This is a genomic window from Winogradskyella sp. PC-19 (assembly GCF_002163855.1).
In the GTDB taxonomy this organism is placed as follows: Bacteria; Bacteroidota; Bacteroidia; order Flavobacteriales; family Flavobacteriaceae; genus Winogradskyella.
This window is the reverse complement of record NZ_CP019332.1, coordinates 2,658,642-2,671,320: the sequence shown is the minus strand read 5'-3', so window position 1 is coordinate 2,671,320 and position 12,679 is coordinate 2,658,642. Positions and strand designations below refer to the sequence as shown.

Below are 12,679 nucleotides of genomic sequence, written 5' to 3'. Positions count from 1 at the left end.
TCTACAAACTTACATGGCTAAAGTAATATCTATTATTGTACCTGCTTACAACGAAGCAAAAACAATTCATCTAATTTTAGATAAATTGAAAGCTGTTGAATTAGATTTTAATATCGAAAAATCTATTCTTATAATCGATGACTTTTCTACAGATAATACGCAACAAATCATTGATCAGTATATTAAAGATAATCCAGAATTAAACATAGCATACTTTAAACATAATAAAAACAAAGGGAAAGGCGCTGCAATACATACAGGTATCACACATGCCACTGGTGATTACATAATAATTCAAGATGCAGATTTAGAATACGACCCAGCCGAATATAATGTGTTACTAAGACCAATTGAAAATGGTCATGCTGACGTAGTATATGGCTCTCGATTTGTTGGTAACAATCCACACAGAATTTTATTTTTCTGGCATTCTATCGGAAATAAATTTTTGACATTCCTATCCAATGCCTTTAGCAACCTTAACTTAACTGATATGGAAACCTGCTATAAATTATTTAAAGCAGACATACTAAAAAGCTTAAAATTAAAGGAAAAACGTTTTGGTTTTGAGCCTGAAGTCACAGCAAAAATTGCTAAAATTGAAGACATTAGAATATACGAAGTCGGAATTTCATACTACGGCAGAACTTATAAAGAAGGAAAAAAAATAAACTGGAAAGATGGATTTAGAGCAATATGGTGTATCCTAAAATATAACCTATCTTAAATGAAAAAAATTTTGCTTCTAAATGATTATCTAAAATTTATACCACTACTATTAGTATATCTTCTTATATGTATTGTAAAATCAAAGAATATTTTAGTTGGTGATGAAGATGATTATTTAAGGTACGCAAATAATCTTTTAAACGGTTACTATGCGCATACTTCATACGACTATGATTTTTTGTGGAATGGTCCAGGCTATCCTATTTTCTTAACAATATTTGAGTTCTTTAATTGTTCTTATTTGATTCCTAAATTATGTAATGCTTTATTTTTATATTTTGGCATCACTCTTTTTTTTAAAACACTAAAGCTTTTAATACCAGAGAAAAAAGCTATTTATGTAGCGTTGATTTTAGGATTGTATTATCCTTTTTTAGCTCAAGCAATACCATTTATACTTACTGAAGCTTTATGCTTCTTCTTAACTAGTTTGTTTTCATACAACCTATTACTTTATTCGAATAAAAACTCAAATAAAAACAAATGGCTTGCAGCCTTCTCTTTAGGCTATTTGGTCTTAACAAAAATTATTTTTGCCTATGTAGTTATGGCATTATTTGCAATTACAATTCCATTTTTATTTAATAAAAAATCTCATAAGACCTCAAGAAAATATGCCATTCTATTATTTTTAAGTTTTAGTTTTACTACACCTTATCTAGCCTACACTTATTCTCTAACAAACAAATTGTTATATTTTGGAGATTCTGGAGGTATGAGTTTATATTGGATGAGTACGCCTTATGAAGATGAATATGGTGACTGGCACTCCTTCACTACCCTAAAAGAAAAACCCAAACTCTATAAAAATCATGGTAGTTTTGTTAACTCCATACAAAACCTTCATCCTGTTGATAAGGATATTGCGCTGAAAGAAAAGGCTATAGAAAACATAAAAAATAATAAGTTTAAATTTTTTAAAAATTGGATGTATAATTTAAACCGTTTATTTTTTAACTCACCATATTCAACTGAATACAAACCATCCAAAAGTGTTTTTATAAATACAATGTTTAAGGGTGTCTTATTATTTCTTACAGTAATAACAGTGTTGTTGACCTTAAAACATTCTAAAAAAATAAAACCTATTTTTTATTTTTTAGGAAGTTTTATAATCATTTATATTGGTGGCGTTAGCCTGCTATCTAGCTATCCAAGATTTTTAGATATTTTATTACCTATGCTTTTGATATGGATTAGTTACATGCTACAAAAATTCATAATACTGAAATTAAAATAATCTCAAAATACCAACTACTAATAAAGCAATTCCAACTATAGCCTTAAATGGCATAAGTTTAGCCGATATTTTTTTAATTGACTCAACTTTAATAACATGAGTTATTAATAATAAGCCTCCGATAAGCTCAACAGCCGTGTAAAGTAGATTTCCCCAAAAATTCCATATACCAAAGAAAATCAAAGCACCGCCTATTACTGTTTGAAATGGCACTAAATATCCTGCTATTTTATTGAAAAAGTTAGCTTCGCCATCCCATTTATCTAGTGTTGCAAGGCCTAATAGAATTCCACCTGTAATACAAGCTATTGTTAAAAGTAAAGACATCATTAGTTTTAGATTTTTTAGTTAGATTCTAAATTTAGTTAAAAAACTTTAAAACTAAAAAGAACTCCATCTTCTAATTATCAATAATATACAGTAAACTATCTTTTTACAATGGTACAATTTTTGATACATAACAATATATTTTAAACACAAATTAACCAAACCAATTCTAACGCTTGTTAAAAAACACACAGGGCATACAATTACTTATTTTTTTGGCATTTTTGTCTATTAGTAACATACATGGACAAGGCGAAAGAGACTTCTGGTACTTTGGGCAATTAGCGGGTATGCGTTATACTGGTGGTAGTTATGAAAACTTAAGTGATAACAACATACCACGTAATGTCTTTCTTGGAATTATTGAAGGCCCAGACAATCTTATTTGTGCTACTGATGATAAAGGAAATCTTTTGTTTTATTCAGATGGAAGAACTTTTAAAAACAAATTTCATGAAAATCTTCTAAACTCTCCAACAGATGAATATGCTTTCAGGGAATCACAAGCTGCTGTTGCACGCGATCCAAGTAACGCTGACAGATATTATGTTTTTATTACAATAATGGATGGTATTAAAAATAGACTCACTTACACGGTTGTAGATATGTCTATGAATAATGGTCGTGGAGGATTAGTCCCAGATAAAAAACACATCCTAATGGCCAACGATACTGGTCAACATATGGTTATTGCTCAGCATGCAAATGGCATTGATGCTTGGTTAATATGCATCCGGAAAAGTCGTTATTATGCCTATTTAATAACAGAAAATGGTATATCTTCTAGCCCAGTTACCTCACAAGCTGGTTTTAGCTTTGTTAATGGTAGTGCAATTAAGTTTGGTAATATGGAAGTTTCACCAGACAACAAACTAATTGTCACTGGTTTTCCTTTATTTGCAGAGGAAAGTGGTGGCTTTACTAGTAAAGTCCTTTTATCAAGTTTCAATAACTTAAACGGAAGACTTAATTTAATTTTTGAAGACAGCGAACCTACAGAGCCGATGGCTAGTATACCTTCATCGGGTATAGAGTTTTCGTCTAACAGTAAGGTGTTTTATTCAGCTTACGTTGGTGGAGCCATAAAACAGTACGATTTATCTAACTTAGAAAACATTCCCTCACCTGTAACTATAATTGAAGCAGCTCCTTTTCCGTACTTAAAACGTGGACCTGATGGCCAAATTTTTAGCATAAAGAGAGGCGACGAATATATAGGATCAATAAAAGAACCAAATGTTTTAGGTTTAGATTGCGATTACCAATCCAATGTTCTAAATCTATCTGGTTCTAATCTATTAGATTTACCAACATTTTTACCTCCAAAATACCCAGAAGGCATTTCTTATAAAAATATATGTGAAGGTGAAGCTATGGAATTTTATTATACATCCTCGTTAAGAGATCCTACATATAGATGGGACTTAGGCGACGGCTCTATCGCAAATGGTGAAAACGTTTTTCATACCTATAATGCTCCAGGCACATATACAGTAACTGTAGAAGCTATTGATAACGACACAAACACTATATTTTATTCAGACACAAAAGATGTCACCATTTATGCATCTCCGGTAATAAATCAACCGGCAGATATTTATATATGCTCGGAAAATACTACTATTTATTTTTCAAATTATGATTTAGATATTTTGAGCGAATTGGATTCAAGCGCCTTTAAAGTATCTTATTTTCTTTCTGAAAATGACGCATTAACATTAAGTAGTGAAGAATTTGAAATTATTCCAGAAATTGGCACAAAAACCATCTGGGTAAGAGTGCAAAACTTAATTAATCCACAATGCTATGATATAAAAAGTTTTGAGATAATTACTCCAGAATATATAGACCTTAATATACCTGAAATTCAATATATATGCAATGATAGAGCTGGTCTTATATTAGAAGCCCCAGATGATTTTTTAAGCTATGCATGGTCTAATGGTGAGATGACACAAAACATCCAGGTTTTTACTCCTGGAATTTATACATTAACAGTAGTAAAAGATTTCGGTGATTTCACATGTGAAGCGCAAGCAAGAATTTCAGTTAGAGTTGGTGATGAATTGCCTGAAATATTAGAAATTAAGGTAATTGACTGGAGTCAATATCACAACTCTATAGAAGTTATTTTAGACAGAACAGGTAATTACGAATTTTCAGCTGATGGTATTAACTTTCAAGAATCACCTATACTTAAAAATTTACCATTTAAAGAAGACTATAAAGTATATGTGAGAGATGTAGATTGTCAAAAAACAATAGAAAGTGAAACTTTGTTTTTACTTTACTATGATAAATTTTTTACTCCTAACGGAGATGGAAGACACGACTATTGGCGTGTAATAAATAATTTTAGAGAAGAGGATATTGAAATTCAAATTTTTAATAGATACGGTAAGTTACTCGAAACAATGAGCTATTATGACCGCGGTTGGGACGGAACATCCGATGGTGTAAAAATGCCTACATCTGACTACTGGTTTAGGGTCGTTAGACAAAACGGTAAAGTACATCACGGTCACTTCACATTAAAACGCTAATTATATTCATTTAAAATTTTGTGAAATGAATTGTTTTATTTTACTTTGTATTTCAAAGTACTTTAATTATGAGCAACGAAGAATATCTAAAAGACATTAGTGAGATTAAAAACCTAATGAATAAATCCTCGAGGTTTATATCCTTAAGTGGCCTATCCGGTATCATGGCAGGCATATATGCTTTAATTGGAGCTTTTACAGCGTTTTGGCTAGTTACAACTTACAGTAATAGTGAATTATATTTGGATGGTTGGGTATTTAGAACAGCTATGCTAATTTTATTTCTAGTTGCTTTATTTAGTATAGTCACAGGAATAATACTTACTACAAGAAAAGCAAAAAAGAATAATGAAAAAATATGGGACAGTTCATCAAAGCGTTTGTTGTTTAATTTCTTGATTCCCCTTGTAGTTGGAGGTTTATATTGCCTAATTATTTTAAGTCAAGGTCGATACGGACAAACAGGTGGATTAATGCTGATTTTCTATGGCTTAGCTCTAGTAAATGCCTCAAAATATAGTATTGGTGATATTAAATATTTAGGCTATATCGAAATTATATTAGGACTAATTGCAGCTTTATTTCCTGGTTATGGTTTTTGGCTTTGGGTAATTGGTTTCGGAATTATGCATATTGTCTACGGAACATGGATGCATTTTAAGTATGATATTAAAAACAAATAATATGAATATTCAAAAAAGATTTTCGGTATATATTACTTGTATTTTACTTGTATTATTACTTCCATTAATTGCGATGCAATATACAGATGAAATCAATTGGCAATTAACAGATTTTATTGTAGCTGGTGTTTTATTAATTCTAACATCTATTGCAATAGAAACTTCTTTACGATTATTTAGCAATAAGAATCATAAAACAATTTTTATCGTAATCATACTTTTTGTATTACTACTTTTGTGGGCAGAAATGGCGGTAGGTATTTTTGGCTCACCAATTGCAGGAAGTTAAAATAACAGTGAAGATGAATTCAAACTTTAAAAAATATCTTGGTTATTTACTTTTGTTACTTTCGCTTTATATCGCCTTCTATAGAGGAAAAAAACTAGGCGAGTTAGAGTGTATTGATTTCAATGTACTACCAATTATTGGCAACACTATAACGCTTATCATATGCATAACTCTGTTAATTCTTGGTGTGATATTAGTAAAAGATGTATCCCGAAAAGTCTTGAAAAAATAAAGCAAAACTGAATATTGAACCCTGAAAATTAAAAATTGAGCATAATCACCAACATAAACAAACTCTTTGACCATCGTATTCGATTAGGTATCATGTCTGTACTTATGGTAAATGAGTATGCAGATTTTAATACGCTAAAAGAATTGCTTGGAGCTACAGACGGTAATCTAGCGAGCCATACCAAAGCTTTAGAAAAGGCTGAGTATATTTTAATCGAAAAACAATTTATAGGTAAAAAACCAAATACACGTTATAGTGCTTCAAAACTTGGTAAATCTGAATTTAAAAAACATATTAATGCCCTAGAAAAATTAATAAAAAAGACAGAGTAAAAATCCAAAAACATTTTTTTTGCGTATTTACTTTGTATTTCAAAGTACTTTTAAAATGAAAAAAATCAGAAAACAATTTATCATATTTCTATTTAAACATTCGCAACGTATATATACGTCTATGTTCAAAAATCACGATGCTTGGGGGATTTCTAAAACTCAACTTCTAGATTACCCACAATATACGTTTGGTTGGCATCTCGGAGACTTTTTAACTTCAAATAATTTTGAACTTATACCGAAAGTAGAGCGTCATGATTGCTATCATGTACTATGCGACTACAGCACAAAAGTACAAGACGAAATCGCCTTACAATTCCTGTGTTATGGTAATGGAAAACGCAGTCCTTACCTCTATGGTGCCATTATACTTGGCGTTGCAATTCTACCTGATTATTACAAATACTATTACAAGTCTTATAAAATAGGTAAATCGGCAAACGCATTCCATCAATTTGACTACAAGAAACTTCTATGTATACCTATTGACGATTTACGGACATCTATATTCTCAAAATATCAAATACAAAACATAAATAATAACGTCTTAAACTTTTAAATCCATGGAACAGTCTAGAACACCTCAACAAGAAAAACAACAGTCTAACAGATTTACGTATTGGTTAAAAACATCGATTACTGCAAGAATGCTTATGGTCGGTTTTTTGGTAATTGTATTGCTTATTCCGTTATCATACATAAATAGTCTTATTAGAGAGCGCTCCTATAGACAAACAGATGTGGTAAATGAAATCAATGACAAATGGGGAAGTGATGTCTTAATTTATGGCCCAGTTTTAAAATTACCATACAAGACTTATTCAGAAAAAACAACTTATAACCAAAAGTCAAAGACTTATTTTAAAGAAACAGAAACACAAATAAACTATGCGTATCTATTCCCAGAAAAACTAGATGTCAAAACGGATGTAAAATCAAAATCAATGTATCTAGGGAATTTTGAATCCGCTGTATTTACTTCAGATTTCAACATTAATGGCGAATATAAAGCACCTGATTTAAAATCTAAAGACATTAAAAACGAGGATGTTGTTTGGGATAAAGCGACGCTAATCTTTAAAACCACAAACGTAAAAGGCATAAAAACCGAAATGATGGTAAAGTTAAATGACACGCCATATAATTTCGATACCAATTTTAGTGATAATAACAATTATAAAAACCGCTTAGATGAGTTAGAAACAGGATTCATAAATCAAGATATTCTAAAAGATACTTTTTCATTTAATATGCAAGTCTCTTATGATGGGAGCGAGCAAATACAAATGATTCCAGTTGGAAAAACCTCAACCATGTCTATGACATCAAATTGGGCTGATCCGGGCTTTATAGGAGCATACTCTCCAGATGACGAAACAAGAAGTATTACTGAGGAAGGATTTAAAGTCAATTGGAAAGTCTTATCAATTAACCGGGCATTTTCACAATTGTATTTAAATAAAATCCCCAATTTAACACAGTTTGGGTTTGGGACAAAATTCGTCGTTTTAGTAGATGAATATCAAAAAAGTGAGCGCTCTGCCAAATATGGGTTTTTAGTAATTGGTCTAACATTTTTAATTTTTTTCTTAATACAAACCATGAGTAAAATACATATTCATCCATTTCAGTATCTAATGATTGGTTTAGCCTTAACCATGTTCTATACATTACTAGTTTCTATATCAGAGCATAGTAATTTCTTAAAGGCGTATTTAGTAGCTGGTGTTTCAGTTGTGACATTGATTACCATTTACTCTAAATCTATATTAAAAAGTCTAAAATTCTCAGCATTTATAGGTGTTTCGCTATCTGCACTTTATGCATTTATTTATGTAATTATTCAGTTAGAAAACTATGCACTTTTAGTAGGTAGCATTGGACTCTTTCTCATCTTAGCATCAGTAATGTTTGTATCCCGTAAAATAGATTGGCATAACGATTAATTAGTTGGTGGTTTGACCTCGTTCCGCTTTCAATTTATCGAAATGAACGAGGTTTAATAAAAGCTCTTAAAATGAAAAACAACATCAACAATACAGGAAAAACAATTGCTTTAGTCAGCTTTGTCATTGGTACTATTTTCTTATCGCTCTACCTCTATTATGGTGAATCTGTTGTAAGTGTATTTCTAGCATTTCTCTTTGTCATTGCTGCAATAATTACAAACACAGTCATACTAACTGTTATTATTGGGGCAGCAATTCTTAACAGAATCGATCGTTTAGAAGCACTAAAAACTATTATAACAATGCTCATAAATATCCCTATCGCGATTCTATATTTCTATATGATAGCAACATTTCCAGGGCATAAATTTTTATTATGAATCTTCAATTCAACAAAACGTACTTCATCTTAGCATTACTATTTTTCGCTATTGAATTCTGTATTGCTCTATACCTAAAAACAGGGTTTATAAGACATACTTTTGGTGATTACCTCGTAGTTATTCTATTATATACAGGCTTAAAAAGTATAATTAATATAAGAGTTTGGACAGCGGCCATTATTGTACTAATAATTTCATTTAGTATTGAATTATTTCAACTCTGGCCGGTTTTAGAGTTTTTCAATCTAGGAAACAATAAAATTGCAAAACTTGTTTTTGGCACTACATTTCAGTTTACTGATATAATAGCATACACATCAGGAGTCTTAACAATTCTGCATATCGAAACAAATTATAATAAACCTATAAACAGTGACATATGAAAACATTAAAAACACTTATAATTCACAAATTTGAAAACTTATACATGCTCTTCTCCGCATTGGTAATGAGTTTTGTTCTACTTATGATTAGAATAAAACTGAATAAATCATTCTTTTACTTATTTCTAGTTTGGAATGTTTTTTTAGCTATTATTCCTTATGCCATAACAATGTATTTAAGCCGGATAAAACTGACTAAAATAAAACTAAGTTTTGGTTTTTGTATTTGGCTACTCTTTTTACCAAATGCACCTTATATCATTACAGACTTATTGCACCTTAAAGTGAGCACAACTCATATGCTCTGGTTAGATATATTGGTAATTTCGTCCTTTGCTATTACTGGAATGTTACTTTTCTTTTTATCCCTAAACGAAATGACGACTTTATTAAAACAGTACCTCAATAAGTCTTATGGAAGTATAATTATGACGACAGTAATATTCTTATGCGGATTTGGTGTATATCTAGGGCGATTTCTTAGATACAATTCTTGGGAAATACTTAGCAATCCTAATAAGTTAATATTAGATGTAATGAAAATGCTTTTTCATCCTTTTGAACATTCCGAAGTTTGGTTATTTACTTTTGGATTCGGAGGATTTTTATTTATAGTTTACTCAATGTTTAAGAAAATCTATTCCCTACCTTCTACATAATCCTGTAAATAAGAAAAACGTTTGGTAAGTTCTCCTTTGCTTGTTGTTATCAACGCACGTTCTAATACACGATTCTGGTCCTCATCAAAAAATGCAGGAATCACATGCTCTAAAAATGCTTCACCAAAACCTTCGCTAGCGTCCTTTGGTAATTCACAAGGTAAATTATCTACTGCCATTACAGTTATTGCATTGCTATTATTAAAAGTAGTTTCGGCCTCGGTTTCTGGATTATAACCATAAAAAGGCTCTGCAATAGTAGATGGTCTAATTGTACTTGCCACTGGACCATCGATATCACAAGAGATATCTGCTACCAAATTAATTCTAAACTCTGGGTGTTTTGCGTCATCTCTAGTAAACAAATACGGTGCATTATTCCCATAAAAATGCCCAGCAATAAAATATTCGGTTTCTTTAGCGTAAGCCATAAAATTACTCTCATATTCACTTGGATCCTTGTAAAAAGCGTACTTCTCTCCTACCTTACCATCTTTACGCTTGGCATATTCCATAACATCTGCCATACAATAAACAGGTTCAGTAAACTGTGACGTCAAATACAATGCGTCACTAACTTGTTTTACGCTAAGATGATCCAAAATTTCTTTTGCACCATACGCCACTTTGCCTGTACCTGTTAAGAGTATTTTTATATTAGGTACTGAGATTTTATCAAGTTGTGCCTTTACTGCATTCAGGTCAGCAAGTGTTTCTACTTTTGGGAGGCTAAACAAACCGTCTCTGAGTCCCAAAGCTCTAAATCCATTATAGGCACCTACTAATCCCGCATAGCGGCCAAAGCCTATAAGTCTAGCATTATTTTCTTTGACAATAGTCTCATGATCATACATTTCAATATGTCTGTCTAGCATTGCTTTAAGTAACTTCCTATTGTAAGGTTGTTTCTTTATGGTATGAGAAAAGTAAAAGTATTTTTTATTCGGAATTAAATTTTCAACAGGAACTTCCTTAACACCAATCATAACATCAGCATCCGAAACATCGTCAGTAACCTTAAAACCTAAAGCTCTATACGCTTCATCAGGGAAAATGCGGATATCTGAGGATTCTACTACAAATTCTGCACTAGGAAATTGTGTTCTTGCTTCGGCCAATTTTTCAGGTGAAAATACCACTCGTCTATCTGGCGGATTTTTGCGTTCTTTTATAATGGCGAATTTCATACTTATAGGTTTAAATTACTGACAAAACGACTATAAATTAGTCTGGAATAATTTTTGTTCAAAAATACTTGGATTTAAGAGGTTGCACAACTTTTTTTGTAACTTCGCCATCCTTTTATCATTTATGGGGTCGACTGGTTTTGACAGCGAGATTAATTAAATGGTAAGCACGTCGTGTAATGGCATTGAAACACGTAAAAGGCTAGACCAAATTTTAAACGGCGAGAATAACTACGCTTTAGCTGCATAATCTGAATTATAGTAAGATTAAGCCTCGGCTCACTAGGTGGGCAAGCTTTATGTCTCCGGAAAGCCTTGGTTAATGGCGTTCTATTTAGAGGCATCGTAAATATTAACTAAGATTAGGTAGTGCTTTAATGCCTTTTCGAGATTTAGAAGATAAGTTGTAAGTAGAATGTTTTTAATCGGCTTACAATCGAAAACTAAGAAAAAACTAAACGTGTAGAAAGCTCTTTGGTTACTTGTTTGGACGAGAGTTCGATTCTCTCCGACTCCACAAAAAACTCACTATAGAGATGATCTATAGTGAGTTTTTATTTTACAATTCCTTTCGTAAGGTATTAGCTGTTATTTCGACTAATTTTACATCTAAATAAAGCATATTTATTAACTAGAAAAGAAACCGAAAAACTTCGACTAAAATTAATCTTATTGATTACAATAGTAAGGTTGTTTCTGACCTAATTAATAAAACATTAACTCACAGAAAGAAAGGAACCAAAGGTATGCTAACTTGGAAAGATGTAATTAACTTTTCCGTAAACGGAAATCCAACGCCAGACAAGCGTGTTGAAAAATCTGAAGCCGAATGGATGGCGCAATTAACTCCAGAACAATTCAGAATTACTAGACAAAAAGGAACAGAACGCCCACATAGTGGAGCTCTTTGTAGCATTTATGACGAAGGGCAATACAATTGTGTGTGTTGTGACACACCCTTATTTGATTCTACAATAAAATTTAATTCAAGTTCTGGTTGGCCAAGTTTTACGCAGCCTATCAAAGAGAATGCTATTAAGTACGAAAAAGATTCATCTTTTGGTATGGTGCGCGTAGAGGTTATGTGTAATACCTGTGATGGACATTTAGGACACATATTTCCTGATGGTCCAGAACCAAGTGGATTACGCTATTGTATTAATTCAGAATCTATGACCTTAAATAAGGAGACTGCCTAATGACAACTAAAAATTTACAAATCGCTACTATTGGCGGCGGTTGCTTTTGGTGTACAGAAGCAGTATTTCAAGAAATAAAAGGTGTAGAAAACGTAGTATCCGGTTATAGTGGCGGTAAAGCTCCGGGTAGACCAACATACAGAGAAGTCTGTTCTGGATTAACTGGTGACGCCGAAGTTGTGCAAGTCACTTTTGACGCTAATGTGATTAGTTACGAAGATATCCTTGTCATTTTTATGACAACTCATGACCCTACGACATTAAATCGTCAAGGAGCAGACAGAGGAACACAATATCGTTCTGTAATTTTTTATCATAATTACAAGCAAAAAGAAATCGCAGAGACAGTAATTGATGAATTGTCTAAGTATTACGAAAACCCTATTGTAACAGAGTTATCTGAAGCAGTTACGTTTTACGAAGCAGAAAAAGAACATCAAGACTTTTATAAAAACAATCCAGAATATGGATATTGTGGTTTTGTGATTGACCCAAAATTGGCAAAACTCCGTAAATTACATTCGGATAAACTTAAATAGCAATC

At 31.9% G+C, this 12,679-nt stretch carries 15 protein-coding genes and 1 other RNA gene; 14 read left to right on the top strand and 2 right to left on the bottom strand.

What is annotated here, in order from left to right; genetic code table 11:
• Positions 1–13 precede the first annotated feature (13 nt).
• Together BTO05_RS12350 and BTO05_RS12345 are read left to right on the top strand one after the other, a co-directional pair.
• Positions 14–727, top strand: coding sequence for a glycosyltransferase family 2 protein (locus BTO05_RS12350; RefSeq protein WP_087492966.1), 714 nt, complete (start codon positions 14–16; stop codon positions 725–727).
• On the top strand, positions 728–1,969 hold the full coding sequence (locus tag BTO05_RS12345) for a glycosyltransferase family 39 protein (RefSeq protein WP_087492965.1): 1,242 nt from the start codon (positions 728–730) through the stop codon (positions 1,967–1,969).
• Here the strand turns inward: BTO05_RS12345 and BTO05_RS12340 are convergent.
• On the bottom strand, positions 1,961–2,299 hold the full coding sequence (locus BTO05_RS12340) for a hypothetical protein (protein WP_232459738.1): 339 nt from the start codon (positions 2,297–2,299) through the stop codon (positions 1,961–1,963). The two genes, BTO05_RS12345 and BTO05_RS12340, sit on opposite strands and share 9 nt — an antisense overlap.
• Before the next feature lie 173 nt (positions 2,300–2,472).
• Between BTO05_RS12340 and BTO05_RS12335 the strand changes: the two genes are divergently transcribed.
• The 9 genes from BTO05_RS12335 to BTO05_RS12295 all read left to right on the top strand — a co-directional run bounded on the left by BTO05_RS12335 (position 2,473) and on the right by BTO05_RS12295 (position 9,749).
• On the top strand, positions 2,473–4,839 hold the full coding sequence (locus BTO05_RS12335) for a T9SS type B sorting domain-containing protein (RefSeq protein WP_087492963.1): 2,367 nt from the start codon (positions 2,473–2,475) through the stop codon (positions 4,837–4,839).
• Between the two features lie 68 nt (positions 4,840–4,907).
• Complete coding sequence (locus tag BTO05_RS12330; RefSeq protein WP_087492962.1) at positions 4,908–5,522, top strand: hypothetical protein; 615 nt, start codon at positions 4,908–4,910, stop codon at positions 5,520–5,522.
• A gap of 1 nt (position 5,523) precedes the next feature.
• Positions 5,524–5,811 (top strand): hypothetical protein, encoded by a 288-nt coding sequence (locus BTO05_RS12325; RefSeq protein ID WP_087493359.1) that lies wholly within the window; start codon positions 5,524–5,526, stop codon positions 5,809–5,811.
• Positions 5,812–6,078: 267 nt separating this feature from the next.
• On the top strand, positions 6,079–6,375 hold the full coding sequence (locus tag BTO05_RS12320) for a winged helix-turn-helix domain-containing protein (RefSeq protein WP_087492961.1): 297 nt from the start codon (positions 6,079–6,081) through the stop codon (positions 6,373–6,375).
• Between the two features lie 55 nt (positions 6,376–6,430).
• Entirely contained in the window at positions 6,431–6,934 is a 504-nt protein-coding gene (locus tag BTO05_RS12315; RefSeq protein ID WP_087492960.1) for a Coq4 family protein, read from the top strand.
• Between the two features lie 4 nt (positions 6,935–6,938).
• Positions 6,939–8,321, top strand: coding sequence for a cell envelope integrity protein CreD (creD, locus tag BTO05_RS12310; protein ID WP_087492959.1), 1,383 nt, complete (start codon positions 6,939–6,941; stop codon positions 8,319–8,321).
• A gap of 71 nt (positions 8,322–8,392) precedes the next feature.
• On the top strand, positions 8,393–8,704 hold the full coding sequence (locus tag BTO05_RS12305) for a hypothetical protein (RefSeq protein WP_087492958.1): 312 nt from the start codon (positions 8,393–8,395) through the stop codon (positions 8,702–8,704).
• Positions 8,701–9,090, top strand: coding sequence for a DUF2809 domain-containing protein (locus tag BTO05_RS12300; protein ID WP_087492957.1), 390 nt, complete (start codon positions 8,701–8,703; stop codon positions 9,088–9,090). Before BTO05_RS12305 ends, BTO05_RS12300 begins: the two co-directional genes overlap by 4 nt.
• Complete coding sequence (locus BTO05_RS12295) at positions 9,087–9,749, top strand: DUF1361 domain-containing protein (RefSeq protein ID WP_087492956.1); 663 nt, start codon at positions 9,087–9,089, stop codon at positions 9,747–9,749. The genes BTO05_RS12300 and BTO05_RS12295 overlap by 4 nt, the downstream gene beginning before the upstream one ends.
• Here the strand turns inward: BTO05_RS12295 and BTO05_RS12290 are convergent.
• Complete coding sequence (locus tag BTO05_RS12290; protein WP_087492955.1) at positions 9,728–10,936, bottom strand: NAD(P)-dependent oxidoreductase; 1,209 nt, start codon at positions 10,934–10,936, stop codon at positions 9,728–9,730. The genes BTO05_RS12295 and BTO05_RS12290 overlap by 22 nt on opposite strands.
• A gap of 126 nt (positions 10,937–11,062) precedes the next feature.
• On the opposite strand from BTO05_RS12290, the gene ssrA reads away from it, so the two are divergent.
• The 3 genes from ssrA to msrA all read left to right on the top strand — a co-directional run bounded on the left by ssrA (position 11,063) and on the right by msrA (position 12,674).
• Positions 11,063–11,456, top strand: a transfer-messenger RNA (tmRNA) gene (ssrA, locus tag BTO05_RS12285).
• A gap of 226 nt (positions 11,457–11,682) precedes the next feature.
• Positions 11,683–12,135 (top strand): peptide-methionine (R)-S-oxide reductase MsrB, encoded by a 453-nt coding sequence (gene msrB, locus BTO05_RS12280; RefSeq protein WP_087492954.1) that lies wholly within the window; start codon positions 11,683–11,685, stop codon positions 12,133–12,135.
• Positions 12,135–12,674: a peptide-methionine (S)-S-oxide reductase MsrA gene (gene msrA / locus BTO05_RS12275; RefSeq protein WP_087492953.1), complete on the top strand. Its 540-nt coding sequence runs from the start codon at positions 12,135–12,137 to the stop codon at positions 12,672–12,674. Before msrB ends, msrA begins: the two co-directional genes overlap by 1 nt.
• The last annotated feature ends 5 nt before the right edge of the window (positions 12,675–12,679 follow it).